This window comes from Priestia sp. YIM B13552 (genome assembly GCF_042787775.1).
GTDB lineage: Bacteria > Bacillota > Bacilli > Bacillales > Bacillaceae_H > Priestia > Priestia megaterium_E.
Genome location: NZ_JBHZOU010000006.1, coordinates 228,310 through 253,583, shown reverse-complemented (window position 1 = coordinate 253,583; position 25,274 = coordinate 228,310). Strand labels below are relative to the sequence as shown.

The window sequence follows — 25,274 nt, the reverse complement described above, 5'->3', positions numbered from 1 at the left end:
CGGTCGTTTTTATGTTGTTGACTTAACAATAAGAATTTTATTTTACTGATACTATAACCAAGCAGCATACATAGACTAAAAGAAAAACTAAAAACACAGTTGACTTCTAGGAATAGTTAGGATTACAATATAAACAACTTATTCATAAAACGGACAGCTGATCGGACATACCGAAGGCTTCTAGCAAACAACTGTTGGAGGCCTTTTTGTGCTTTCTAACAGAAGATGAAAGTGGAGGGACAACATGAAAAAGTTAATTACGTTTGCACTTATTGGCTTTTTAGCTCAGTTAATTGATGGATCACTTGGAATGGCATACGGGGTGACATCAACTACGCTGCTTTTAACGTTTGGAATTGCACCAGCTGTGGCTTCCGCATCTGTTCACTTAGCAGAAGTTGTAACAACAGCAGCTTCTGGTGTTTCGCATATTAAATTTGGAAATGTAGATAAATCGATGGTGTTAAAACTAATTATCCCGGGTTCCATCGGAGCTTTTGTAGGAGCCTGCTTTCTAAGTAATTTACCTGGAGATGCGGTAAGGCCTTACGTTTCAACATTCTTATTACTTCTAGGAGTTTATGTGTTATTTCGTTTTTTATTTACGTTTAAAACAAACGAAGAAAAGAGCACCAAACCTTTATCGACGAAGCAGTCCATTCCGCTGGGATTAATTGCTGGATTTGCTGATGCTACAGGAGGAGGCGGCTGGGGGCCGATAGCAACGCCTGTATTGCTAGCTAAAAAAGGCACAACAGCACGGAAAGTCGTTGGAACCGTGGATACAAGTGAATTTGCTATTGCCGTCTCGGCTACACTTGGCTTTTTAATCTCTCTTGGCTGGGAGCAGGTAAATTGGTTCTGGGTAGGCGCCCTTATGATTGGCGGAATTATCGCGGCTCCGATTGCTGCATGGTTTGTTCGTATTATCCCGGCTCACTTGCTTGGTTCACTTGTTGGTGGGTTTATCATTTTAACAAATGCTCGAACACTCTTAAACACTTGGGTACCCAGCAGCTCTACTCAGATAGCTGTATATGCATTCATACTTATCGTGTGGGCAGCAGCGATCATTTACTCACTGTTACAAGGAAAAAAATATAATCAAAATCGAAACGTAGAAGTTTCATAATAAAAAGGATGGAATAAAAGTAGCTCAGTTAAAGAAAGATCTGAACGTGTTTGATTCTGGATAGAGAATCAAATGTGTTCAGATTTTTTTATGGTTAGAGGGAAGGCAGTTTCATGTATGTAGTGTCCTCTAGCTGTTGGCTGGAGGGCAAGGCGAGGACTTATGCGTAAAAAGCGGAACAGGTGAGACCCGGCAGGAGCGGTCGCCCTCGGAAAGCGAAGCCTTGTACGGAAATCAACAGCGGTGTAACAAAGGGGCCATACTAGCGCATTATCCCATTTGTTCGTCTTTAGATTGGGGTGATTTCATTATGTCTCAATCTCTTTTATTATCTGAATTCCGTAAAATAGAGAAGCGTAGATATTTTTTTTGCGTCTTATGATACAATAGACGAGTTCATTCATGAGTGGGAATACTTTCTAACACATATAAAATTCATTGAATCGTCGAGGTGTGAAGAGTAAGTGGTCTATTTTATTTTAGTATTAGTAGCAGCTATCGAAGTAATTGTCTTATTGATTAATCGACCTGTATTTGCAAACATTCCGTATGTTCAAGTATATATTGTTCCTTTGTTAGTAGTAATTGTCATCACAATGTTACTTTCGCGAAATCCAAAGAGATTTATGCGTTGGTTTAAACAAGGGCTTATTACGATTTCAGTCGTTGTGCTTGTATTCGTACCGGTTCTCTATGCCAAAAATCTCCCGCTGTATGGTTATAATGAAGCAAAAAAAATGCTTGCGCAAAGAGAACAGCTCTTGCTAAGTCAGTTCCAAAAAGGAAAATACGTATATCCAGCAAAAGACAGCCCTAAAAAATACCGTTATCTATTTAAAGTCAATCGTGGAAACGGCATGCTTGAATATGTATTCGACCCATACACAGGCGGTTATGAAGTTGTGACAGATGTGATAAAAAAATAAAGGTTTAGCTTATTTAAAGCTAAGCCTTTTAATGTGAGAAAAATTGAAACTTTTTGAAAATCTGTGCGTATTTATTAAAGAACGTTCACAAAAAAGTCACAAAAGGAGTTGCACAATGGGAAAGTTAGAATACCGACTGCTAAAGCCTGATGATACGTTTGTATCTATTTATCACTATCAATCTATTGAACTTGAACAAATTTTAGCACGAAGAGAATGCGAATTTTTTGTTAAAGAAGGAGTAACGTATAAACAAACTTCATCTGCAGTCGAAGATGATATACATATTATTTATGTAAAAGAACATGAACATGGGCCGAAAGAGCAAGCAGAAGACGATAACAAAGAGATTACGTTAGAAGTACGCGAACTGAATTCTCTTCGAGGACATCCGATTTTATTCGTCTCTTCATTTTATACGCATTTGGACGTATTAAGCTATATCGGAACAGTTTATACATACTACAATGGATGGGAATGGGAAAGAGACTCTGCGGAAATTGATGAAGATCGCAGCGTGTACAGTTTATATGTAACAAAAACAGGCGTAACGTATGAAGGGGGTAAGGCGTAATGTCAAAAACAAAAAAAATGATGGCCGGGGTTTTGACCACAGCTTTAATGACATCGCTCGTTGCCTGTGGTTCAACTGATCAGGCAAGACCAGCTAAACCGAAAGATAAATCGTGTGACAAGTGGAAGTGGGATGAAGATACCCAAACGTACTACTGTTCAGATTCTTCTTCTTCGCACAGCGGCTCATATTATCACGGAGGCCGCTACTACGGCTCTAAAAAACAGTTGACCTCATCATCGGCCTATAAATCATTTAAATCAAGCAGCTCGTATAAATCTGGAATTGGGAGCGGCTCTAAAGGCGGTTTTGGCGGGTAATGCATAAAGAAAAACGAGAAATGTTTTATAAAGAAATTGAAGATTTTTGGCACGATTTATACGGAACAGAGTATGCTCTTTATGACGTACATACAGAGTCTTCTCATATCATTGATTCTATTAAAGAAGCTGCAAATCGAATTGGAGAATTATTTTTTAAAACTGCACCTTTACTTCGTTCGTTAGATGATCAGACGCTTTTTTCTTTAGGATTTCCAAAAGACAGCCTCCCGTACCTACGACTGAAAACGATGGAAACAGAAAGTGTGATTTCGCGCCTTGATTTTGCTGTTACGACTGATCAAATTAAGCTTTTAGAACTAAATGCGGATACGCCTACGTTCATTAAAGAATTATTTCATGTAAATGAGTTAGTCTGTCGGCATTTTCAAGTACAAAACCCTAATAAGCTTGAAGAAAAAAAGCTTGCTTTAGCATTAAAACACGCCATTTTTGAAGCTTACAACGAGCTCGATAGAACGAACTATCCAAACGTCGTTTTTTCTTCGCACGATACGCATGAAGAAGATAAGTTAACGACTCTTTATTTAATGAAGCTAGCCGATGTAGATGCTACATACGTTCCATTATCGCAGCTTCGGATTGTTCCTTCCTCTACAGTGGAAGAAGGTGAACATATAGAAGCGGGCGTGTATGATCAATATGGACAAAAAATAGACGTACTCTATCGCCAAACGTATCCGCTTGAACATTTAATTGAAGATGAAGATCCGAGTACGAATGAAAAAGTCGGACACATGCTTTTAACATTGGCACAGCAAAAACAAGTAGCCATAATCAATCCGCCTTCTGCATTTTTGCTGCAGTCCAAAGCCGTGCAAGCACTCATTTGGGCTTTGCATGAACAACATCATCCTTTCTTCACTAAAGAAGAGCATCACATCATTGAAACATACTTTTTACCAACGTATTTAGAAGAAGATCCATTTATTGAAAGAAAACAAGCATTTGTGAAGAAACCATCCTTTGGTCGTGAGGGAGATACCGTTGAAATTTATAATGAAGACGGAATCAAAATAGACGAAGATCAGCAGAAAACATATCAAGAATACACGGCTGTGTATCAACAGTTTATTCCTTTGCCAACTGCAACGATGAAGACTCAAACGCAAACAATAGAGGCTCATATCATGTACGGGTGCTTTTTATTAAATGGAAAAGCAAGCGCAGTAGGAATACGAGCTGGAAATCAAATTACCGATAACGAATCTTATTATTTGCCGATTGGATTAAAATGAAAAGGGGAATAAAAATGACACAATGGATTGATTGGGCTAGTATAGGAAGTTTTTTATCTCACGTAGCGGTAGGGTTAGGGCTATTATTTATCGGAGTTATGGTATTTGAATTAACAACAAAATTTAATGACCGTGAACTCATAAAAAAAGGCAATGTGGCGGTCGCTTTGAAGTTATGGGGAAAAGGAATCGGGCTTGCTATTGTCATTTTTACTGTATGGAGCAACAGCTTAAATTTGGTAGATGCAACTCTTTGGGGAGTAGTAGGTATCATTACTCAAGTAGTAGCATATTGGATTATTGAATTTATCATGACGCCCAAAACGAGCCTAGCCAAAAAAGTAGAAGAAGGAAATATAGCGGTTGGAGTAACTCTTTTTGCAGCGTCGGTTGCCGTCGGCCTTATTGTGGCCGGAAGCTTAACATATTAAAAGAAGGCGATTCCTGTTTTACGGGGAATCGCTTTTTTTATGTCCAGATTGCTCGTGTTCACTTAGTAATAATGTACGTGTATTTTCACGGTCGGCACGAACAATTTTTTGCTGTGTGTAAAGCGGAATGACAAAGAGCAAAATAAATAAAAAAACATAGCTCATTTTTGTTATCCTCCCATGTAAATTGTAAACGCCTGCTAATAGTGTGTGACAAACAATACGTAAATATATCATATTTGACTGGGTGAACTGGAAAAAATTGAGGGATGCAAAAAGAATATAATCTTACCTTCAACAAAAACTAAAAGCAGTATAGAGGCACGTCTTTTATTAAGAAAGGAGTTGGGAAAAGTGAAAAGGTGGCTCATTTTGTGCTTAATGATTATAATCGCAGCTGGATGTGGACGCCCAGATGAAACGTCTCAACCGAGCATTTTCCTTATACCAGAAGGGTACAAAGGATGGGTTATGGTCGAATATGATAAAGATAACGGAAATCCCAGCAAGACAGAAGGAGACTACACTGTATTTAAAGTAAATGACCAGGGAGTCGGGAAAACCAAAACGCTTTTAAGCGGCGGCGGCTGGGCAAGAAATAAATATTTCTATGTAAATAAAAATGGAGAGCGAAAGCAATTGAAGCAGGGTAAAATGATTCATGGAACGACTCAAGGTAACAAAAATCATACGGTAACCTACTTTTTCGTCGGCACCGCAAAAGAGTTCGATAAGGCCGGAGACTATCGAAGAAAACTTACCGAAGAAAGTTCTTCGTAAGAAAAGAAACGTTGCCTCTTTGGCAACGTTTCTTTTCTATCTTCATTTGAATGTGCAAAAAACGGTATCTTTTAAACGTTGAATTTCACTTAATGCTTCTTCTTGCTTATGAATTACCCAATCTGGCAATGAATGTTCAACCGACAGCTCGTCGAAACAAGCCCCGCATGTTTTAACTTCAATATAAGATTCAATATACTGAAGGTGATCTAAGTTATAAGCCCAAAGCCGACGTTCAGGGCATATCGTTTCTAAGTAAAGCGGAAGCTGAAAAAAAGGATCTACTGCTTCAGAAAGTTCTAACGGCCCTTGGCTATCAGCGTTGGTTACGTCTAGATAACCGCAGTGAGGACACGTGCATGAGTGCGTTGACCCGCTCAATTTTTTATCCAGTTTTACAACTCGCGCACATAGTTCGCAGTTTGGACATTTTACTAAGATAAAGTCAAGGAACTTATCTAAAAATTGTTGCTGTATTACTTGCTGATTTGTCATTTTTTGTACCTCTAACTGTCAAACTTTTTTTAGTTACGAAAATAATTCATGAAACCTACATACTATTCATAACACATGATGAGGGTTAAAACAACAAAAACCCTTTTCGACAGAAGGGTTGTATGATATAGTATGACAAATCAGAATAAATAAAGAAAAATGGTGAGAAAAAATGAGTCAAAACGAACAATGGACATCAAAACTCGGCTTTATCTTGGCATCTGCCGGTTCCGCAATTGGAATCGGAGCCATTTGGAAACTGCCTTATGTAGCCGGAACAAGCGGAGGAGGGGCCTTCTTTTTACTGTTTATCCTGTTTACAGCAATTATTGGTTTGCCGCTTTTACTCGCTGAATTTGTACTAGGTAGACATACACAAAAAGAAGCAATTCGTGCATATGATGCAGTTGCTCCCGGTTCCCTATGGAAAGGAATCGGGTATTTAGGTGTGATCACATGCTTTATTTTATTATCCTTCTATAGTGTAGTAGGAGGCTGGATTTTGCAATATATTTTTGCAAGCGTCACGGGTCAGCTGAATGGAGTAAGTGACTACGGGAGTTTATTTAACTCGACCATTGCTAATCCAACAAGTGCTGTTATCTCTCAACTTGTTTTTCTTCTTTTAACAATTGTTGTAGTAGCAAGAGGCATTCAAAATGGTATTGAAAAAGCAAACAAAATTTTAATGCCTGCTCTCTTTATTTTATTTATTATTATCATTATTCGTTCTTTAACATTAGACGGGGCAATGGAAGGCGTATCTTTCTTTTTGTATCCGGATTTTTCAAAGCTTACATCCCAAACCATTTTGTTTGCGATGGGACAAGCATTCTTTTCCCTTAGCGTAGGCGTTTCAGTTATGGTTACGTACAGTTCGTATCTATCTAAGCAGCAAAACTTGCCAAAATCGGCTATTTCAATTTCGGCGTTAAATATTTTGATTTCTTTACTAGCAGGACTGGCAATTTTCCCTGCGGTCTTCTCAATGGGTGTAAAACCGACGGAAGGACCAGGTCTTTTATTCATTGTATTGCCTTCTATTTTTGAACAGCTTCCGTTCGGAATTGTGTTTCAAACTTTCTTTTTGGCGCTGTTTTTATTTGCCACTTTGACATCTGCGTTTTCGATGTTAGAAATTATTGTTGCTTCTTTAGCCAAAGGAGAGCAGCATAAGCGTATAAAGCTATCTTGGATTTCGGGCTTGCTAATCTTCGTGGTAGGAATACCTTCAGCACTATCGTATGGTTTATTAAGTGACGTATCGATCTTTGGAAAAAGCATCTTTGACTCTTTCGATTTTCTTGTAAGTAATATCCTTATGCCACTAGGTGCTCTTTTAATTGCCATCTTTGTTCCTTGGAAAATGAAAAAAGATGTACTAATTGAAGAATTTAAGCACGGTTCAACGAATGTGAAGCGCTGGTTCTCTTTATGGCTTCTTGCTATTCGATACATTGCACCTGTTTTAATTATCATTGTATTTATTAATATGCTAGGCTTTATCTAACGAAAAAACGCTGTTAAAACGCTTGGTTTTAACAGCGTTTTTTTGAAGGAAGAGGAGGAGTATGATGCTTGATTTCTTATATGATATGTTTGCAGGGGCAGGGGTATTTATTTTATTAATAATTGTGTTGCTAGTAGCGAGAACGTCAGGGAAACGCAAGAAATAGGCGGGTATAATTCCCAGTGTAAAAACCCCAAAAAAGACTAACACCACAGAATTAAACTATGATAATATATTATCCTATGAGCATAATAAATGCTCACATATGTTGTGATGAAGCGTTTTTTAGAAAGAGGGATCATCTTGAGTGGAGAAGTTCTTGTCAAGATTTTATCTCAAGCGTATGAACAAAAAAAGACATTACCAATCGTCTCATTCTCGTCTTTTTTTGAACAAAAAAAGGTGGGCTTTCGTTTAAATAACGATGTGTCCACTGATATTATCTACCATACGCTTATGTGTATTCAGAGAAAAACGTGTGTCCAAGATGTGTTAGTGGAAGTACTAAAAGTTGATAGTCCAAACAATGACGGGGCATTTTCTGATTGTGTATATATTTTAGCAAATGGTACAAAACAGCAAGTGAAAGAATGGGTTCAACCCTTACATCCTAAAAGAGTGAAACAAGGATATCAGCACGGGACACCCATTGATGCGCCACAGTTAAAAAATGACTACCACGTGTTTGCCGTTACTTGGTCATAAGCGTTTAACCCAAAAAACATCCTGCTGTCGCTGCAGGATGTTTTTTGTTAATAAGGATGAGCATCGTGTCCTTTTTCATTAGCTTCTTCTACCGCATCAGCAGCTTTGTTGCTCCCTAACGGTGAACCGCCTTCTTTTGGCAATTTGCCGTATGTAGGAGTCATTTCTGCTCCCATTTCAATTTCTAGGGAACCATCATCATGCATTAGAAGACCAATGCCATTTGCTACTCGATTGCCATAGTCAAAATCACATTGAGTTAAAAGCTCAATCATCTTTGTTTGAACGGTATGATGACAACATTTTAAGCCGTCTACTAAATTTTGAATAAGCTCATCACGTTCCCAGTCCTCTAGTAAACGATAGCGTTCACCAGCTTGCTTAAAGTCATTTGTGCGATCAATTTTTTCTTTTTTTACATTTCCTTCAACATAAGGCTGATGAGGTTTTGGATGGTCATGCGCTTCTTGAAGACCTCCAAGAGAAGAAGGTTCGTAATTCACGTGCGGGTTCTGACCTGGAGCAGCATCTACATGATAGGCCATTTGACCGTCGCGTTGATTTGTTGCTACATGTTTTTTCGGCGCGTTAATAGGCAGCTGCAAGTAGTTTGTTCCCACCCGGTGACGCTGCGTGTCGGAATAGGAAAACGTTCTTCCTTGCAACATTTTATCATCAGAAAAATCCAGCCCGTCTACAAGTACACCCGTACCAAATGCGACTTGCTCCGTTTCAGCAAATACGTTGCTTGGATTTTTATCTAGAACCATTTTACCTACTGGTAGAAATGGAAATTGGTCTTCCGGCCAAATTTTCGTGTCATCAAGCGGATCAAAATCCAGTTCAGGATGCTCTCCATCTTCCATGATTTGTATACAAAGTTCCCACTCGGGGTAGTTACCGCTCTCAATCGCTTCATACAAGTCTTGAGTGGCGTGACTGATATTTTTAGCTTGAATTTCTTCTGCTTGCTTTTGGGTCAAATTTTTAATTCCTTGTTTTGGTTCCCAATGGTATTTCACAAGAAACGCATCGCCATCTTTGTTTACCCACTTATATGTATTAACACCGGAACCTTGCATTTGCCGATAGTTAGCAGGTATTCCCCAAGGTGAAAATAAAAAAGTAATCATATGCATAGCCTCAGGGGTGTGAGAAATAAAATCAAAAATACGCTCGGTATCTTGACGGTTTGTCACAGGATCGGGCTTAAAAGCATGAATCAAATCAGGGAATTTAATAGCATCGCGGATAAAAAATATTTTAAGGTTATTTCCTACTAAGTCCCAGTTTCCGTCTTCTGTGTAGAACTTTACAGCAAATCCCCTTGGGTCTCGCATTGTTTCTGGAGAGTCCTTTCCATGAGTTACGGTAGAAAATCTGACAAAAACGGGCGTCTGTTTGCCTGCTCCTGAAAAAACTTTTGCGCGGGTGTATTTTTCAACGGGCTCATCCCCAAGTTTTCCGTACGTTTCAAAATATCCGTGAGCTCCGGTTCCTCGGGCATGAACAACACGTTCTGGTATACGTTCACGATCAAAATGCGAAAGTTTTTCAATCAGCTGGTAATTTTCAAGAGTAGCAGGTCCTCTGTTGCCTACCGTTCGAGAATTTTGGTTATCACGAATGGGGTGACCTTGACGCGTTGTAAGCGTCTGCTCGTTTTCTCCGGCTGCATAGCGTTTGTCTTCCGAGTCACCTGATCCGCTAACATTTGTACCATGAATGCCTTTATGGCTCATAAAATAATCCTCCTTGTTTCAAACATAACAAGACTATTTTTTTCAGCCCTCGCTTTTTTATTCATTAATATGGAAATAATATAAATTTTTAGAAGAAAAGCTGTTTTACTAAAGAGGGGAACAAATCCGCTAAACGAATAAATTTAAAAAAAGTTTCACATTTCAAAAAAAAATAAATTGTTTTTTTTGAAATATAAAGATAATGTTACGGGTGATTTTTTACCTATTATTAGTGTAGGAAAAGGAATAATATTGGAATATATTAGCTTTTTTGTCGAACTTATTAAGTGTTAAACGACAATAAACTACGACAATATACACCATACACCTGCGCTACTGTCGTTTCCTGTAACATAAATGTAATATTAGTGATGTTATTTTGTAATAATGTGTTGTTACAATGTAAACGTCTTATAGATTAGTAGATTATGGCATTGGAGGAACCTTTTTTTATGAAAAAGTTGATATATTCGTTAGCGTTATGTGGATCTTTAACAGTAGTACCTACAATTAGTGAAGCTGCTTTAGGAGATGCTACGCTGCACCCAGGAACAAGTAATTCAGATGTGAAAGAATTACAGCAAAAATTAAAAAACAAAGGTTATTTTACATACGGTACAACAACAAACTATTACGGTTCAATCACGACTAGCGCAGTAAAGTCGTTTCAGCGTGCAAATGGCTTGTCTGCAGATGGTATTGCAGGTCCATCTACATTTAATAAACTGCTAGGAAGCGGAAGCTCATCAAGTTCATCAATTAGCTCAAGTTCATTGCTGCGCGTTGGTTCAACTGGACCAAACGTACAATCTTTACAGCAGCAGCTAAAGAATAAAGGCTATTTTAAAGGAACTACGACTCAATACTTCGGTTCAATTACAAAAAATGCAGTAATGGCATTTCAACGTGCAAACGGACTGTCTGTGGACGGAATTGCGGGTCCAGCTACGTTGAGTAAATTAAAAAATGGCGGTTCTAGCGCTTCAACTGGTGGTTCTAGCTCTAGCAGCTCAACTATTTTACGTCAAGGTATGAAAGGTTCAGCAGTAAGCAGCCTTCAGCAAAAACTAAAAAATAAAGGTTACTTCTCAGCTGGTGTAACAGGCTACTTTGGCTCAATTACAACAAGTGCAGTAAAATCATTTCAACGTGCAAATGGTTTATTAGTAGACGGAGAAGCGGGTCCAGATACGCTGAATAAATTAAATTCAAGCAGCTCTAGCAGCTCAAAACCTTCAACATCAACAGGAAGCAGCACAAGCTCAAGCTCAGCTTCAAAAGTTATTTCATATGGTAAACGTTTTATGGGAACACCTTATGTTTGGGGTGGAGCTGCGCCTGGAGGCTTTGATTGCAGTGGTTACCTTAACTATGTATATCGCAATGCAGTAGGTGTAAGTCTTCCTCGTACAGTTGCTAGCATCTATCAAACTGGTACGCGTGTAAGCTCACCTCAGCCTGGCGATATCGTTTTCTTTGAAACGTACCAACCAGGAGCTAGTCATGCTGGAATTTATATCGGAAACGGTCAATTCATGCATGCAGGTTCTTCAACAGGCGTGACAATCACATCACTAAGCAACTCTTACTGGTCAAAACGTTACTTAGGAGCAAAGCGTTACCTATAAGAGTGTAACAAAAAGGAGTAGTTGTAGAACTATTCCTTTTTTCTATGCACCATAAACGTAAAAGTAGGAAATTTTTGCGCGATTTGGTATGATAACTAGGGAACAAATAAAAGGAGTGTATAACATGGCTATTGTAGATGTAACCATTATTCCGGTAGGTACGGAAACGCCAAGCGTGAGTCAGTACGTAGCTGATATTCAAAAAGTGTTGGCCAAGCATGAAAATGAAATTACATACCAATTAACCCCTATGAATACATTGATTGAAGGGGAATTAAGCACGCTGCTAAAAATTGTTCAAGAGATGCATGAAGTACCTTTTGAAAATGGCATTCAGCGCGTATGTACAAATTTACGAATTGATGATCGCCGTGATAAAGAAAATCATACGATGGCGGGGAAATTACAATCAGTACAGTCTAAATTAAAAGCGAAATAAATAATATGAAATACAATAAAAAACGCCTGAGTATCCACTCAGGCATTTTTTATTGTATTTATACTTAATTAGCATGCACAAGAGAAAAAATTTGAAAAGCCACGCGCAGCCTAAGAGTTTCCTCTGACGTGTGAATAGGTCTTTTTAATAATTCTTCGCATTTTTCAATTCGATAGATCACCGTGTTCCGGTGAACGAATAACTGCTTAGCGGTCTCTGAGATTTGGCAATTGGAATTTAGATATGTTTCCAGCGTGTCAAGTAAGATGGAGCGATCTTTCTTATCGTACTGCAGCAAACCTTCTAATGTTTGAGAATAGTAATCCTGTAAATCGTTTGCTGGAAGCAACCTCAGCAGTTCTTTAAACTGTTTTGGCTGATAAAATTGAATAAGCTTCGACTGATCTTTAAAATGGATGGTTTCAAGAGCTTCAACAGCTTCTTTATATGAGTCAGCGATTGTAAGTAGGGATTGGCTTTGGTTTCCAACTCCAAATGACATTCGCTTATCGTAGTGACGGTAAACAGCTTCCTGCAAGCGATGCAAGCATTCTATAATCATAGGTTGAGAATGAGGTGTAAACAAAAGAATATAAAGATTGTCATAGAAAAACAAAATGGCCTCTGGATGACCTGCTGATAACTCATAGTGAAGGAGCTCATAGATCATATCATCATCGCTGTAAGGCGTGAATGTAGAGTGGATTTTCCCGACGGCGCAAATATAGCTGTTTGCTGCTGATAAGCCCATCATCTGCGCTTGAAAGGAAGCATCTTCAAGCGTTTTATAATAATTGTTAACAAGCTGATTGAAAAAATCGTTTTTTCGTCGCCGTTCAGCTTCATACAAAGCCTGCTGCCTCATCATTTCGAAGGATAAAACGTTTGTCGCTTGTTCAATCGTTAGGAGCGCTGAATCGGATAAAGAAACTTGATGTTCAATAAGTAAATAACTGTACTTTCTTGTATGTGTCGCAATCGGAAAAAGCGTAACGGTTTTTTTGGTGTGTAAAAAGGAAAAGGTTGTATATTTTGACGTTCGTAAAAACAGCTGCTTAGCGCCCGCTACCGCTTCTTCCATCGGGAGTGAAAAAGGTTCGCGTTTGTTTGTATAAAAGAGTTCATGGCCATGGGTATCAAAAAGGGCAACATGAGCATTGCATAACGTTTGAATGGATTGCATAATTTTCTCAATGCCTTTTCCTTGTAAGATGTATGAGGAAAATAGCTGATGTGTGACCATCGCTTGCTGAAGCTCGGCTGTTTTTTTATCTAAAATAAAGCTGAGAGATTCGTTAATAACCGCGCCTAACGTTTCGTCCGTTTGGAAATCAATGATCGGAAAGTGAAGTTCATCAGCTAGCTGACAAATAGAAGCAGGCACGTGTTCGAAAAAGCGCTTCGTTTTGATGGCCAATCCTGCACATTTCTTTTTAGCCATTCCTTCTACAAGTTTTGCTAAGCTTTCTTCATGTTCTTTGAAGTGATAACCCGTTGTAATTAAAAATTCTCCTTCTTTTAAAAAAGATAAAATATCGGGTGCGTCCATCATATTGACGTTATGTACTTTGCGGGTGACTCCTTTTTGCCCAGCTACTACAGATGCTTTCTCATAAATTGGAATGCGTAAAAGAGTTTGTAGTTCCATTATTTATTACTCCCTTTGTTAAAAATTCTCACATTTCCCTGCGCGTATCTTTATCTATCTTTTATTTTATAAGAAAGTTTAGTTAAAATAAATAAAATTTTCAGAAAAAAATGTATAAATTGTTAATGAAGAAGTGTATTCAATCCTGTAAGATAAAATAAATAACATATAATGTTAGAAAAAGTGACGTATATAAGACTTTATATATTTAGTGATAATAGCCAAAAAAACACTAAATCATTGTAGGAAGTGTTAATGAAAACAATCAGTCATTTTCTTAAAATGAAGATAGCAGGAGGGATAGCAATGGTTGCAGATATGACGGGAAAATCTAAGCTTTGTCAGCAAATCGAAGAAAACGTTAGCTGGCTGTCACAGTTTGGGTTAGATGAAAAAAAAGGGGTCACGAGGCTTTTATATACGGAACAGTGGAATGCAGCTCAAAAGGCATTGGAAGAAAAAATGAAGGGACTTCACCTCAAAACGTATTACGATGATGTAGGAAATTTATTTGGACGGTTGCAAGGAACGGGTTCAGAACAACAAGTTATTTTAACAGGATCCCATATCGACACCGTAATAAACGGAGGAAAGTATGACGGGGCGTTTGGTGTTGTGGCAGGTATCATTGCTCTGCAGTACCTATATGCGCATTACGGATCCCCTACAAAAACCTTAGAGGTCGTATCACTTTGTGAAGAAGAAGGCAGTAGATTTCCTCTTACGTATTGGGGATCAGGTAATATGAATGGATTACACAGCAAAAGTGATGCAAAACATGTTATAAATAAAGAAGGGGTTAAGCTGGATGACGCAATGAAACAGCTCAATTTCGGAAAAGGCCTCCACAGCGAGCCGTACCGCACGGACATCGCTTCTTTTATTGAACTGCATATCGAACAAGGAAAGCAGCTTGAAATGTCTCATTGCGATATCGGAATTGTTTCTAGTATCGTCGGACAGAAACGATTTACAGTATCTGTTGAAGGTGAAAGTAACCATGCAGGCACAACCCCGATGAACATCAGAAAAGATGCATTTTATGTGAGCTGCAAACTTGCTAAAGCATTTATTGAATTGAGCGAAAAATATCATAACGCTTTATACGTAACGGTTGGCAAAATTACACTTTCTCCAAATGCACCGAATGTAATACCAGGATATGTAGAATTCACGGTCGATATAAGACATCATGAATATGAGGCTTTACAAGAGACAGAACGAGAAATGAAGGAAATTATAAAGCGAACAGCAGGGGATTTAGAAGTGAATATCGACTGCTGGATGGATGAAAAACCTGTCGCCATGAGCGAAAAATTATCTGAACTTTCCAAAATTATTTCCTCGGAAAAGAATATCTCCTCCCGAGAATTAGTAAGCGGTGCAGGACACGACTCGCAGGTATTCGGACGAAGAGTTCCAACATGTTTGTTATTCGTACCGAGCCAAGATGGAATCAGCCATTCCCCAAAGGAATTCACCAAAGGAGAACAGTTAGAAAAAGGAGTAAAGGTCTTAATAGAACTATTATATAAACTTGCCTACTAGGAGGAATTTGACATGACTATAACAAAACAGCTTCATACACCGCCGCGTACGATTATGACCCCCGGACCCGTAGAAGCAGATCCCCGCGTATTAAGAGCATTAGGAACACCTATTTTAGGTCAGTTTGACCCCGCATTTACGCACATTATGAACGAAACGATGGAAATGCTTCGTGAACTATTTCAAACCAAAAACAAATGGGCTTTTCCCGTTGATGGAACGTCTAGAGCTGGGATTGAAGCAGTTCTTGCAAGTGTAATTGAGCCTGGCGATAAAGTGTTCGTTCCGATTTTCGGCCGCTTCGGCTATTTATTAACGGAAATTGCCGAGCGCTACGGAGCTGATGTACACAATATTGAATGCGAATGGGGAGAAGTATTTGACCCTGAAACAGTTATCCGTGAAATAAAAAAAGTAAATCCGAAAATTGTTGCAATGGTTCATGGTGAAACGTCTACAGGAAGAATGCAGCCTCTTAAAGAAATTGGTGCTGCATGCCGCAACCAAGATGTTTTATTTATCGTCGACGCAGTAGCCACTATTGGGGGTACGGATGTAAAAGTAGATGAGTGGAACATTGACGCATTGATTGCAGGCACACAAAAGTGTTTATCTGTTCCGTCCGGCATGGCACCTATTACGTACAATGATCGTATTGAAAAAATTATCATGGAACGCAAAAAAGTTGAAAAAGGAATTGCCACAAAAGCAGATGCTCAAACTGTTCGTCTGCGTCCGAATATTATCAGCAACTATTTTGATTTGAGTCAGCTTCAAGACTATTGGAGTGAGCGCAGATTAAATCATCACACGGAAGCAACGTCCATGCTCTATGCTTTAAGAGAAGGGCTGCGCGTTATTTTAGAAGAAGGATTAGAGGAAAGATTTGCAAGGCATCGCCTCCATGAAAAAGCACTTGTAGCCGGTATTAAAGCAATGGGATTATCTTTATTCGGAGATGAGGATTCAAAAGTTCCAACCGTTACTTGTGTTTTAATTCCCCGAGGTATTGACGGAGAGGCAGTTCGTTCTACACTCCTTGAACAATTTGGGATTGAAATTGCAAGTTCTTTTGGGCCGATGCACGGAAAAATATGGCGTATCGGTACAATGGGATACAGCTGTCGAAAAGACAACGTTCTATTTACATTGGCTGGTCTTGAAGCAGTGCTTATTCGAAACCGTGCAACCGTGAATGCAGGTTCTGCTTTGCAAGCAGCATTAGAAGTTTACGAGGAAGAGGTAGCGTTGTCTAGTCTGTAAAGATTCGTTTTATTCATCATATAAAGAAAAGAGGAGATTTTCTATGAGCGAATACTTTTTTACACACCCCTATGCATCGCAGCGTACGTGTACGTTTGGAAAAAATGGAATGGTAGCAACCAGTCAGCCTCTTGCCGCTCAAGCGGGTCTTGAAATGTTGAAAAAAGGAGGCAATGCGGTAGATGCTGCTATTGCCTCCGCGGCTTGTTTAACGGTTGTAGAGCCTACTTCAAATGGAATTGGTGGAGACGCATTTGCTCTTGTGTGGATCAATGAAGAGCTATACGGACTCAACGCAAGCGGTCCTGCTCCTGCTTCTATCTCTATTGAGGCTCTGCGTGCCATGGGGATAAAAGAGATGCCCGCTCGCGGTTTTGTTCCTGTTACGGTCCCAGGTGCCCCGAGTGCGTGGGCGGAGCTGTCAAAACGCTTTGGGCGGCTATCGTTAAAAGAAGTGCTGCAGCCTGCTATTTCATATGCACAAGAAGGGTTCCCAATCTCCCCGATTTTAGGGTACAATTGGGAACGAGCGTTTGAACGATTTACACACGCGTTAAAAGGTGACGAATATAAGCACTGGTTTGAGACATTTACCAACAATGGATCAGCTCCTAAAGTAGGGGAAATGTGGCGATCGCCAGACCATGCTGCTACGCTGCTTGAAATTGCCGAAATGAATGGAGAATCTTTTTATAGAGGGGATTTAGCTGATAAAATAGCAGCTTTTTCGAAAAAACACGGCGGATTTTTAGCAAAAGAAGATTTAGCAGCTTTTAAAGCAGAGTGGGTGAAGCCGATTTCAACTTCTTACCGAGGATATGATGTGTGGGAAATTCCGCCTAACGGCCAAGGCCTTATTGCACTTTTAGCTTTAAATACGCTAAAAGGCTTTTCTTTCGATGCCAAAGATTCTGTCGATACATACCACAAGCAAATTGAAGCCATGAAGCTAGCGTTTGCAGATGGACAAAAATTCATTACAGATGCTGATAAAATGACAGTAGCAGTTGAAGATTTGTTGAATGATTCTTATGCAAACAAGCGCAGAGGGCTGATTGGTGAAAAAGCGCTTATTCCCGAAGCCGGACAGCCGTCTCATAGCGGCACGATCTATTTAGCGACAGCTGATGGAGAAGGAAACATGGTATCATTCATTCAAAGTAATTACATGGATTTTGGCTCAGGACTTGTCGTACCTAATACGGGCATATGCCTGCAAAACCGCGGGCATAATTTTTCGTTAGACCCACAGCACCATAACCGATTAGAGCCTGGAAAACGGACCTACCATACCATTATTCCTGGATTTTTAACAAAGAATAAAAGCGCTGTAGGTTCATTCGGTGTAATGGGCAAATTTATGCAGCCTCAAGGACATGTGCAAGTCGTCATGAATATGATCGATTTCCATCTAAATCCTCAGGCAGCTTTAGATGCACCAAGATGGCAGTGGATTGAACATAAAAAAGTTCTTGTGGAAAAAGAAATGCCTTCACATATTGTAGAAGCATTAGAACGCAAAGGGCATGATATTCATGTGGCTACGAGCAGACATACGTTTGGAAGAGGGCAGATTATTTTAAGAGATGAACAAACCGGTGTATTATACGGCGGCACAGAAGCGCGAACAGACGGAGCGGTTGTTGCTTATTAGATCACAGAGAAAGGAGCGCGAGAAATGCGACAATTGGATATTTTTATAGCGTTTTTTCGCTCAGGTATGCTCGGCTACGGAGGCGGGCCTTCAGCTATTCCACTCGTGAAAAAAGAAGTGGTCGATACGTACAAGTGGATGGATGACGATGAATTTGGCGATTTATTAGCAATCGCCAATACGCTTCCTGGGCCTATTGCTACAAAACTGGCTGGATACATCGGCTATCGAGTCGGCGGTATTTTGGGTCTCGGGACAGCTTTATTTGCAGCCGTTATTCCAACCGTTTTTTTAATGGTATTGCTGTTAACAACTTTAACGCAATTTAAAGATCAGCCGTGGGTTATGGGCATGACCAAAGCAGTTGTTCCTGTAGTGGGAGTTATGCTCGCGGTTATGACGTGGGACTTTTTTAAAAAATCAACGTCTGGTTTAGGGTGGACGCCAGCTATTATCTTACTGATTATTAGCTTAGGATTAATGGAATTTGCCCATATCCATCCAGCGGTCATTATTATTGTTCTTATGGCAGCAGCTTGGATTCCGCTAAAACGAAAAGGAAAAAAAGGCGAAAGTGCTGAACACAAGCAAGAGAGGGAATCGGTATGATTTATATTCAGCTATTTATGGCGTTTTTTGTTTCAAATATTTTAGGCTATGGAGGCGGACCAGCGTCGATTCCGCTTATTCAAAAAGAAGTCGTGGATCACTATCATTGGCTTACGGTCAAAGAGTTTAGTGAAATGCTGGCAATTGGAAATGCGCTTCCTGGTCCGATTGCAACAAAAATGGCGGGGTTTATCGGATATCAGCAGGCAGGGATTTTAGGTTCTGTGATTGCTCTTTTTGCAACGATTGCTCCATCGGTTTTACTTTTAGTTATTTTACTTCGAATATTATTTAAGTATAAAGATTCGCCAAATGTTAAGAAAATGACGAACTACATTCGTCCCGTTATCGCCATTTTACTGGGCTTGATGGCGTATGAATTTTTTATGAATTCATATGGTGATTCAGGTATATGGCAAACTTTATTTTTAGTAGCAGCAAGCTTTCTTTTATTAGAAAAATTGCGCGTGCATCCAGCGTTCGTTATTGTCGGAGCACTCGTATACGGAGCTGTTTTTCTTGCTTAAATGAAGCTCTCAAATAATGAGAGTTTTTTTGTGTAAAAGAGACGAAAAGAGGGGAAGTTATGGTTGAAAAAGCAGCGCTAGAAAACGTTCAGGATTTGGTTAAACTGCGAATGTTGCTCATGAAAGAACTGGGAGAATTAAACGGGAACGAGGAGCTGTTTCAAAAAGCTACAGAAGAATATTTTACTGCAAATATAAATAATCCAAATAGCTATACGGCCATTTTAAAAGCGGATGGAGAAATTGTATCAGCAGGAAGCATCGTCTTTTTTATACGTCCGCCTTCACCGAGTAACCTCCAAGGAAAAGAAGCATATGTTATGAACATGTATACAGCTTTTGATCACCGAAAGCACGGCTATTCTTCAGCTATTTTAAAGCATTTGATGCAGTACTGCCAAAAAAGTGGCGTAAATCGAATATGGTTAAATGCTTCTTCCGCTGGAAAAAGCTTGTATCAAAAACATGGATTTATTGAATGTGAATCTGAAATGGAATACAAGTTTGAAAAAAATTAGAGTAGCAAAACTCTTGATAGAGAAGGGTTTGAAAGAGCTGTGGTTTTAAAAAAATAAAAAAAATTAATAAAAAGTGTTGACGAAGATAAAAAAACCATTCATAATACAAATCAACATCACACAACATTATACACAACTTGGAAGCGACAAACAGTTTCAAACGATCGGAACTGATTATCCAAGTACACATACATAGTCAATACTGAGCGTTGATAGGAGCACTAGTAGAAAAAATTTCCCTGTAACAGAGAGCTGACGGTTGCTGCGAGTCAGAACACAAATTTTTTCGAAGTACATTCCTTGAGCATCTTTTCCGAGCAGGAAAAGACGGCCTAGCCGTTATTTTAATGAAGAGGCAAGCAAAATGCTTGCAACTAGGGTGGTACCGCGAATTTTCGTCCCTACTGACTCTTAAGAAAAATCTTAAGGGTGAGTAGGGACTTTTTGTATTTCGGTCCGTTATAATTTTATATCCATTACAAGCGATGAAAAGAGCATAGTAGCAAAATCTTCCCTGTATTCAGAGAGCTGATGGTTGGTGCGAATCAGTACAAAAGAGATTGCGAATTACATTCTTGGAGCTTTCTTTTGGCGATAGTCAAAAGCGGCAATAGCCGTTATCTTAATGAAGAGGCAAGCAATGCTTGCAATTAGGGTGGTACCGCGATCAATTCGTCCCTACTGATACAATCAGTAGGGACTTTTTGTATATCCGCATAAGCGGCTGTGTAGGTGTAAAACGGATTTTTCAATACAAACTAAACGAGAAAGTCCGTTCGAGGTTATAAAATCAAAGGAGGATTTTTAAAATGACAAAATCATTAGAACAATTACGAGGACAAATCGACGAAATAAATTTAGAAATTTTAGAATTATTAAACAAACGCGGTGAAATCGCACAAGAAATTGGAAAAGTAAAAGGTACACAAGGTGTGAATCGCTTTGATCCAGTTCGTGAACGTAAATCGTTAGATCAAATCTTAGCTAAACATAATGGTCCATTCGAAGCTTCAACAATTCAGCATATTTTCAAAGAAATTTTCAAAGCTAGCTTAGAGCTTCAAGAAGACGACCACCGCAAAGCACTTCTTGTATCTCGTAAAAAGAAATCCGAAGATACAATTGTTGACATCAACGGTACTAAAGTAGGACCTGGAAACTTAGAATTTGTAATGGGACCATGTGCAGTAGAAAGCTACGAACAAGTAAAAGAAGTGGGCTTAGCGCTTAAAGAACAAGGCATTACATTAATGCGCGGCGGAGCGTTCAAACCACGTACATCACCTTACGATTTCCAAGGACTTGGAGTGGAAGGATTAAAAATCTTACGTCAAGTAGGAGATGAGCTAGGCCTATCAATTATTAGTGAAATTGTTTCTCCTCAAGATATTGAAACGGCTCTAGACTACGTAGATGTGATTCAAATTGGTGCACGTAACATGCAAAACTTTGAGCTATTAAAAGCAGCAGGTTCTGTAGACAAACCAATTCTTTTAAAACGTGGATTGGCAGCAACAATTGAAGAATTCATTAACGCTGCTGAATACATTATGTCTCGTGGAAATGGAAACATTATTCTTTGTGAACGCGGTATCCGCACATACGAGCGTGCAACACGCAACACATTAGATATCTCAGCTGTTCCAATCTTGAAAAAAGAAACGCATTTACCAGTTGTAGTAGACGTAACGCATTCAACAGGACGCAAAGACTTACTATTACCATGTGCAAAAGCAGCGATTGCTATCGGCGCAGATGCTGTAATGGCAGAAGTTCATCCAGACCCAGCAGTAGCACTATCAGATTCAGCACAGCAAATGAACATTCCTGAATTCCACAAATTCATGGAAGAATTAAAAGGTGCAGCAGTAAAATTATCTTAATTTCATAGTGATACAGTGATAAGAAACTAGTAGCAAACATTTCCCTGTCTCAGAGAGCTGACGGTTGGTGGAAGTCAGTACACAAATGTGAGCGAATTACACTCTTTGAGTACTCTTTTATAGAGCGGTCAGCGGATCGTTAACAATTCGAGGTGGCAAGCAATGTTTGCAACTAGGGTGGTATCGCGAGAAAAACTCGTCCCTATGACGTAGGGGCGAGTTTTTTATTTTTTATAACAGAAAGGAATCGATAATATGAGATATTTAACAGCAGGAGAATCGCACGGACCTCAATTAACAGCGATTATTGAAGGAGTACCGGCAGGGCTTGAATTAACAGCCGAACATATTAATGAAGATTTAGCAAGAAGACAAAAGGGACATGGGCGCGGACGCCGCATGCAGATTGAAAAAGATCAAGTTCAGATTAAAGGTGGGGTTCGCCACGGTGAGACGCTTGGTTCACCCATTGCTTTAGTCGTTGAAAACAAAGATTTTACTCACTGGAGAAATATTATGGGTGCTGATCCAGTTGATCATGATGAAGAAGTGAAGCGACAAATTACAAAACCTCGTCCAGGTCATGCGGATTTAAATGGAGCGATTAAATACGGTCACAGAGATATGCGAAACGTATTGGAACGTTCATCTGCTCGTGAAACGACGGTACGAGTAGCCACAGGCGCAGTTGCCAAACAAGTACTAAAAGCTGTAGGCGTAAATATTGCATGTCACGTACTTGAAATCGGCGGTGTGAAAGCTGAAAAAACGGCATATGAGTCACTGACAGAACTTCAGGAAAAAACAGAAGCGTCGCCTGTTCGCTGCTTAGATGAAGAAGCGGGACAGAAAATGATGAAAGCAATCGATGATGCAAAAGAAAATGGAGACAGCATTGGTGGCGTAGTGGAAGTAGTAGTAGAAGGAATGCCTACTGCAGTGGGAAGTTACGTGCACTATGATCGTAAGTTAGACTCAAAGCTAGCTGCTGCTATTATGAGCATTAACGCGTTTAAAGGCGTTGAAATCGGCGTAGGCTTTGAAGCAGCTCGCAGACCGGGAAGTGAAGTCCATGATGAAATTCTATGGGATGAACAAAACGGCTATACGCGTAAAACGAACAATGCTGGAGGTTTAGAAGGAGGCATGACAACAGGGATGCCGATTGTTGTGCGAGGTGTCATGAAACCTATTCCTACCTTATACAAGCCGCTGCAAAGTGTAGATATTGATACAAAAGAGCCATTTGCTGCAAGTATTGAACGCTCAGACAGCTGTGCAGTACCAGCGGCAGCGGTTGTAGCGGAATCAGTGATTGCTTGGGAACTAGCATCTGCTATTATCGATCAATTTGGAGCAGATCGAATTCAGTTAATTCAAGAAAACGTAAAAAAACATGAAGAATACGCAAAGCAATTTTAATGAATAGAGGAGAATGAAAGGTGAAAACACGTGTATTACTTATTGGCGTTGGTCTTATTGGAGGATCATTAGCGCTAGCTATGAAGAAGCATCGTCACGTCACAGTCGTTGGAGCTGATATCAATACAAATGAAGTGCAAGTAGCCAACCAGCTAGGTATCGTTGATTATGTAGCTGAAGATATAAAAACAGAAGCAGCCCAAGCAGATTATATCGTGCTTGCTACTCCAGTAGAGTACACGACAGCATGGATACACGACCTTTCTACTTGGAAGCTTAAAGAAACGGTTATCGTAACGGATGTCGGAAGTACCAAAGGTGAAATTATGAAATCAGCCGAAGCGCTGAATAAAAAACGTATTTCATTTATTGGCGGACATCCGATGGCTGGTTCTCATACGAGCGGTGCAGTCAATGCACGAGCGGATTTATTTTGTTCGGCGCGCTATATTTTAACGCCGTTTGAAAATGAGCAAAAAGAAAAAATAGATGCGCTTATGCATTTGCTAGAGCCTACAGGTGCACAATTTGTACCGCTTGATGCAGCTACTCATGACCAAATCACTGGAGTTGTCAGTCATTTACCTCATGTGATTGCGACCAGTCTTGTAAGACAAGTAAAAGGATATTCAGCACAGAATCATCTTGTCACGGAAATGGCAGCAGGCGGTTTTCGAGATATTACGAGAATTGCTTCAAGCAACCCTCATATGTGGAGAGATATACTAAAACAAAACCGTTCTATGCTTTTAACATTGCTTGATGACTGGATGAAAGAAATGGAACAAGTAAAACTATTAGTAGAAAAAGGTGACGGTCACGAATTATTTGATTACTTTTCAGATGCGAAAGAATTTCGTGATTCGCTTCACGCATAAAAGGAGAGACGTATTGTGACAGTAAAAGCTTTACGAGGAACGATTCAAATTCCAGGAGATAAATCCATTTCTCACCGTTCCGTCATGTTTGGTTCGATTGCAGAAGGAACAACAACGATTAACGGATTTTTGCCAGGAGACGATTGCCTTAGCACCATTTCCTGCTTTCAAAAACTAGGTGTAGATATTCAAATGATTGATGAACAAAGCGTCGTGGTAAAAGGAAAAGGTATACAAGCGTTGAAAGAGCCATCTGATATTTTAGATGTTGGAAATTCGGGCACCACGATTCGCCTCATGATGGGGATTTTAGCAAATACACCCTTTCATTCAACATTGATTGGAGACGAATCCATTGCCAAACGCCCTATGAAGCGTGTGACGGGTCCGCTTCGTGATATGAATATTCATTTAGACGGCCGAAAAGAAGCTAATTTTACACCGCTTGTTATACGAGGTGGGAAAGCAAAAGGTATACACTATACATCTCCCGTTGCGAGCGCACAAGTAAAATCAGCTATTTTACTTGCTGGACTGCAGGCGGAAGGAACAACTTCTGTAACGGAACCGGCGAAATCGCGTGATCATACAGAACGTATGCTAGAGGCATTTGGTGTTAAAGTCGAAGAAGAAGGCTTAACCGTTTCAATTGAAGGCGGTCAAACGTTAAGAGGAACGCATGTAGAAGTGCCTGGTGATATTTCGTCAGCTGCATTCTTTTTAGTAGCGGGGGCTATTATTGCAAACAGCCGCATTGAAATTCAAAAAGTGGGGATGAATCCGACTCGAACGGGTATTTTAGATGTGCTTTCAAATATGGGCGCTTCGATCGAGACAGTCAAAGAAACAAAAGAAACCGCAGAACCCTATGCAGATTTAGTTGTAGAAGCTTCTCACTTAAAAGGCACAGAAGTAGGCGGAGACTTAATTCCACGCTTAATTGACGAAATCCCAATTATTGCACTAGCTGCCACGCAAGCAGAAGGGATTACAGTTATTAAAGATGCTGCAGAGTTAAAAGTCAAAGAAACAAACCGTATTGATACGGTAGTGAATGAGTTAACCAAAATGGGCGCTAACATTGAAGCAACGGAAGATGGAATGATTATTCACGGAGGTGCAAAACTTCACGGAGCAAATGTAAACAGCCACGGAGATCACCGTATCGGTATGATGCTCGCTGTTGCCTCTTGTATTGCAGAAGGGGAAACAATTATTGAAAATCGCGACGCGGTATCCGTCTCTTACCCGCAGTTCTTTGCTCACTTAGAGTCTTTACAGCAGTAAATTCCCTTATTATGTTAAAATAACAGTTTGAAAGTTGTAAGGAATTTATAAAATTAAAACCAATGACTCTATATTTCGCCGGAGAAATCCGATATA

24 protein-coding genes, 1 pseudogene and 3 other annotated features are annotated in these 25,274 nt (G+C 39.7%); of the genes and pseudogenes, 21 read left to right on the top strand and 4 right to left on the bottom strand.

Annotated elements, in window-relative coordinates:
- Positions 1–244: 244 nt before the first annotated feature.
- The 6 genes from ACFX40_RS22415 (at position 245) to ACFX40_RS22390 (ending at position 4,642) form a co-directional block, all read left to right on the top strand.
- Entirely contained in the window at positions 245–1,132 is an 888-nt protein-coding gene (locus ACFX40_RS22415) for a sulfite exporter TauE/SafE family protein (RefSeq protein ID WP_336064443.1), read from the top strand.
- Between the two features lie 464 nt (positions 1,133–1,596).
- The gene (locus ACFX40_RS22410; RefSeq protein WP_013057717.1) at positions 1,597–2,058 is read left to right on the top strand and encodes a hypothetical protein; all 462 of its coding nucleotides are present in this window, start codon (positions 1,597–1,599) and stop codon (positions 2,056–2,058) included.
- Between the two features lie 115 nt (positions 2,059–2,173).
- A complete protein-coding gene (locus ACFX40_RS22405; protein ID WP_060746317.1) occupies positions 2,174–2,632 on the top strand; it encodes a hypothetical protein in 459 nt (152 codons plus the stop codon).
- On the top strand, positions 2,632–2,952 hold the full coding sequence (locus ACFX40_RS22400; protein WP_013057715.1) for a hypothetical protein: 321 nt from the start codon (positions 2,632–2,634) through the stop codon (positions 2,950–2,952). Before ACFX40_RS22405 ends, ACFX40_RS22400 begins: the two co-directional genes overlap by 1 nt.
- A complete protein-coding gene (locus ACFX40_RS22395) occupies positions 2,952–4,211 on the top strand; it encodes a glutathionylspermidine synthase family protein (protein WP_060746316.1) in 1,260 nt (419 codons plus the stop codon). The genes ACFX40_RS22400 and ACFX40_RS22395 overlap by 1 nt, the downstream gene beginning before the upstream one ends.
- 14 nt (positions 4,212–4,225) lie before the next feature.
- The gene (locus ACFX40_RS22390) at positions 4,226–4,642 is read left to right on the top strand and encodes a DUF350 domain-containing protein (protein WP_013083802.1); all 417 of its coding nucleotides are present in this window, start codon (positions 4,226–4,228) and stop codon (positions 4,640–4,642) included.
- Between the two features lie 18 nt (positions 4,643–4,660).
- On the opposite strand, the gene ACFX40_RS22385 is transcribed toward ACFX40_RS22390, so the two are convergent.
- Positions 4,661–4,807 (bottom strand): hypothetical protein, encoded by a 147-nt coding sequence (locus tag ACFX40_RS22385; RefSeq protein ID WP_016764718.1) that lies wholly within the window; start codon positions 4,805–4,807, stop codon positions 4,661–4,663.
- A gap of 189 nt (positions 4,808–4,996) precedes the next feature.
- Between ACFX40_RS22385 and ACFX40_RS22380 the strand changes: the two genes are divergently transcribed.
- A complete protein-coding gene (locus tag ACFX40_RS22380) occupies positions 4,997–5,422 on the top strand; it encodes a DUF6843 domain-containing protein (RefSeq protein ID WP_014459441.1) in 426 nt (141 codons plus the stop codon).
- A 42-nt stretch (positions 5,423–5,464) separates the two neighbouring features.
- On the opposite strand, the gene ACFX40_RS22375 is transcribed toward ACFX40_RS22380, so the two are convergent.
- On the bottom strand, positions 5,465–5,917 hold the full coding sequence (locus ACFX40_RS22375; protein WP_013083800.1) for a hypothetical protein: 453 nt from the start codon (positions 5,915–5,917) through the stop codon (positions 5,465–5,467).
- A gap of 172 nt (positions 5,918–6,089) precedes the next feature.
- Here ACFX40_RS22375 and ACFX40_RS22370 point away from each other — a divergent pair, with 172 nt between their 5' ends.
- Complete coding sequence (locus ACFX40_RS22370; RefSeq protein WP_028409155.1) at positions 6,090–7,427, top strand: sodium-dependent transporter; 1,338 nt, start codon at positions 6,090–6,092, stop codon at positions 7,425–7,427.
- A 303-nt stretch (positions 7,428–7,730) separates the two neighbouring features.
- Positions 7,731–8,132, top strand: a complete 402-nt coding sequence (locus ACFX40_RS22365) for a hypothetical protein (RefSeq protein WP_274155533.1) — start codon at positions 7,731–7,733, stop codon at positions 8,130–8,132.
- Positions 8,133–8,349: 217 nt separating this feature from the next.
- On the opposite strand, the pseudogene ACFX40_RS22360 reads toward ACFX40_RS22365, so the two are convergent.
- A pseudogene (locus ACFX40_RS22360) lies at positions 8,350–9,874 on the bottom strand (catalase); the annotation flags it as partial.
- Between the two features lie 452 nt (positions 9,875–10,326).
- On the opposite strand from ACFX40_RS22360, the gene ACFX40_RS22355 reads away from it, so the two are divergent.
- Both ACFX40_RS22355 and ACFX40_RS22350 read left to right on the top strand, forming a co-directional pair.
- Positions 10,327–11,502, top strand: a complete 1,176-nt coding sequence (locus tag ACFX40_RS22355) for a C40 family peptidase (protein ID WP_028409153.1) — start codon at positions 10,327–10,329, stop codon at positions 11,500–11,502.
- 124 nt (positions 11,503–11,626) lie between these two features.
- Positions 11,627–11,941 (top strand): MTH1187 family thiamine-binding protein, encoded by a 315-nt coding sequence (locus ACFX40_RS22350; protein ID WP_028409152.1) that lies wholly within the window; start codon positions 11,627–11,629, stop codon positions 11,939–11,941.
- 64 nt (positions 11,942–12,005) lie between these two features.
- Here the strand turns inward: ACFX40_RS22350 and ACFX40_RS22345 are convergent, their stop codons facing one another.
- A complete protein-coding gene (locus ACFX40_RS22345) occupies positions 12,006–13,589 on the bottom strand; it encodes a PucR family transcriptional regulator (protein WP_028409151.1) in 1,584 nt (527 codons plus the stop codon).
- A gap of 306 nt (positions 13,590–13,895) precedes the next feature.
- Here ACFX40_RS22345 and allC point away from each other — a divergent pair, with 306 nt between their 5' ends.
- The 10 genes from allC to aroA all read left to right on the top strand — a co-directional run bounded on the left by allC (position 13,896) and on the right by aroA (position 25,178).
- On the top strand, positions 13,896–15,137 hold the full coding sequence (gene allC, locus ACFX40_RS22340; RefSeq protein ID WP_377256422.1) for an allantoate deiminase: 1,242 nt from the start codon (positions 13,896–13,898) through the stop codon (positions 15,135–15,137).
- A 12-nt stretch (positions 15,138–15,149) separates the two neighbouring features.
- Positions 15,150–16,400, top strand: a complete 1,251-nt coding sequence (locus tag ACFX40_RS22335; RefSeq protein ID WP_098432190.1) for a pyridoxal-phosphate-dependent aminotransferase family protein — start codon at positions 15,150–15,152, stop codon at positions 16,398–16,400.
- Between the two features lie 43 nt (positions 16,401–16,443).
- Positions 16,444–18,054, top strand: coding sequence for a gamma-glutamyltransferase (ggt, locus tag ACFX40_RS22330; RefSeq protein WP_377256367.1), 1,611 nt, complete (start codon positions 16,444–16,446; stop codon positions 18,052–18,054).
- A 24-nt stretch (positions 18,055–18,078) separates the two neighbouring features.
- The gene (locus ACFX40_RS22325) at positions 18,079–18,663 is read left to right on the top strand and encodes a chromate transporter (protein ID WP_028409147.1); all 585 of its coding nucleotides are present in this window, start codon (positions 18,079–18,081) and stop codon (positions 18,661–18,663) included.
- Positions 18,660–19,190: a chromate transporter gene (locus ACFX40_RS22320; protein ID WP_028409146.1), complete on the top strand. Its 531-nt coding sequence runs from the start codon at positions 18,660–18,662 to the stop codon at positions 19,188–19,190. The genes ACFX40_RS22325 and ACFX40_RS22320 overlap by 4 nt, the downstream gene beginning before the upstream one ends.
- A 59-nt stretch (positions 19,191–19,249) precedes the next feature.
- Positions 19,250–19,708 (top strand): GNAT family N-acetyltransferase, encoded by a 459-nt coding sequence (locus ACFX40_RS22315; protein WP_029322642.1) that lies wholly within the window; start codon positions 19,250–19,252, stop codon positions 19,706–19,708.
- Between the two features lie 200 nt (positions 19,709–19,908).
- Positions 19,909–20,114, top strand: a binding site (T-box leader).
- 70 nt (positions 20,115–20,184) lie between these two features.
- Positions 20,185–20,391, top strand: a binding site (T-box leader).
- Between the two features lie 126 nt (positions 20,392–20,517).
- On the top strand, positions 20,518–21,591 hold the full coding sequence (locus tag ACFX40_RS22310) for a bifunctional 3-deoxy-7-phosphoheptulonate synthase/chorismate mutase (RefSeq protein ID WP_060746308.1): 1,074 nt from the start codon (positions 20,518–20,520) through the stop codon (positions 21,589–21,591).
- 6 nt (positions 21,592–21,597) lie between these two features.
- Positions 21,598–21,798, top strand: a binding site (T-box leader).
- Positions 21,799–21,846: 48 nt separating this feature from the next.
- A complete protein-coding gene (gene aroC, locus ACFX40_RS22305; RefSeq protein WP_013057697.1) occupies positions 21,847–23,013 on the top strand; it encodes a chorismate synthase in 1,167 nt (388 codons plus the stop codon).
- A 20-nt stretch (positions 23,014–23,033) separates the two neighbouring features.
- Complete coding sequence (locus tag ACFX40_RS22300) at positions 23,034–23,891, top strand: prephenate dehydrogenase (RefSeq protein WP_028409144.1); 858 nt, start codon at positions 23,034–23,036, stop codon at positions 23,889–23,891.
- A 15-nt stretch (positions 23,892–23,906) separates the two neighbouring features.
- Positions 23,907–25,178, top strand: a complete 1,272-nt coding sequence (gene aroA / locus ACFX40_RS22295; protein WP_098334414.1) for a 3-phosphoshikimate 1-carboxyvinyltransferase — start codon at positions 23,907–23,909, stop codon at positions 25,176–25,178.
- Positions 25,179–25,274 lie beyond the last annotated feature (96 nt).

Coding starts and splice junctions, on each gene's coding strand:
- ACFX40_RS22405 (WP_060746317.1), top strand. CDS start 2,174: ATGGGAAAGTTAGAATACCGACTGCTAAAGCCTGATGATACGTTTGTA.
- ggt (WP_377256367.1), top strand. CDS start 16,444: ATGAGCGAATACTTTTTTACACACCCCTATGCATCGCAGCGTACGTGT.
- ACFX40_RS22320 (WP_028409146.1), top strand. CDS start 18,660: ATGATTTATATTCAGCTATTTATGGCGTTTTTTGTTTCAAATATTTTA.
- ACFX40_RS22310 (WP_060746308.1), top strand. CDS start 20,518: ATGACAAAATCATTAGAACAATTACGAGGACAAATCGACGAAATAAAT.
- ACFX40_RS22370 (WP_028409155.1), top strand. CDS start 6,090: ATGAGTCAAAACGAACAATGGACATCAAAACTCGGCTTTATCTTGGCA.
- ACFX40_RS22355 (WP_028409153.1), top strand. CDS start 10,327: ATGAAAAAGTTGATATATTCGTTAGCGTTATGTGGATCTTTAACAGTA.
- ACFX40_RS22385 (WP_016764718.1), bottom strand. CDS start 4,807: ATGAGCTATGTTTTTTTATTTATTTTGCTCTTTGTCATTCCGCTTTAC.
- allC (WP_377256422.1), top strand. CDS start 13,896: ATGGTTGCAGATATGACGGGAAAATCTAAGCTTTGTCAGCAAATCGAA.
- ACFX40_RS22345 (WP_028409151.1), bottom strand. CDS start 13,589: ATGGAACTACAAACTCTTTTACGCATTCCAATTTATGAGAAAGCATCT.
- ACFX40_RS22415 (WP_336064443.1), top strand. CDS start 245: ATGAAAAAGTTAATTACGTTTGCACTTATTGGCTTTTTAGCTCAGTTA.
- ACFX40_RS22315 (WP_029322642.1), top strand. CDS start 19,250: ATGGTTGAAAAAGCAGCGCTAGAAAACGTTCAGGATTTGGTTAAACTG.
- ACFX40_RS22375 (WP_013083800.1), bottom strand. CDS start 5,917: ATGACAAATCAGCAAGTAATACAGCAACAATTTTTAGATAAGTTCCTT.
- ACFX40_RS22390 (WP_013083802.1), top strand. CDS start 4,226: ATGACACAATGGATTGATTGGGCTAGTATAGGAAGTTTTTTATCTCAC.
- ACFX40_RS22400 (WP_013057715.1), top strand. CDS start 2,632: ATGTCAAAAACAAAAAAAATGATGGCCGGGGTTTTGACCACAGCTTTA.
- ACFX40_RS22350 (WP_028409152.1), top strand. CDS start 11,627: ATGGCTATTGTAGATGTAACCATTATTCCGGTAGGTACGGAAACGCCA.
- ACFX40_RS22335 (WP_098432190.1), top strand. CDS start 15,150: ATGACTATAACAAAACAGCTTCATACACCGCCGCGTACGATTATGACC.
- aroC (WP_013057697.1), top strand. CDS start 21,847: ATGAGATATTTAACAGCAGGAGAATCGCACGGACCTCAATTAACAGCG.
- ACFX40_RS22395 (WP_060746316.1), top strand. CDS start 2,952: ATGCATAAAGAAAAACGAGAAATGTTTTATAAAGAAATTGAAGATTTT.
- ACFX40_RS22325 (WP_028409147.1), top strand. CDS start 18,079: ATGCGACAATTGGATATTTTTATAGCGTTTTTTCGCTCAGGTATGCTC.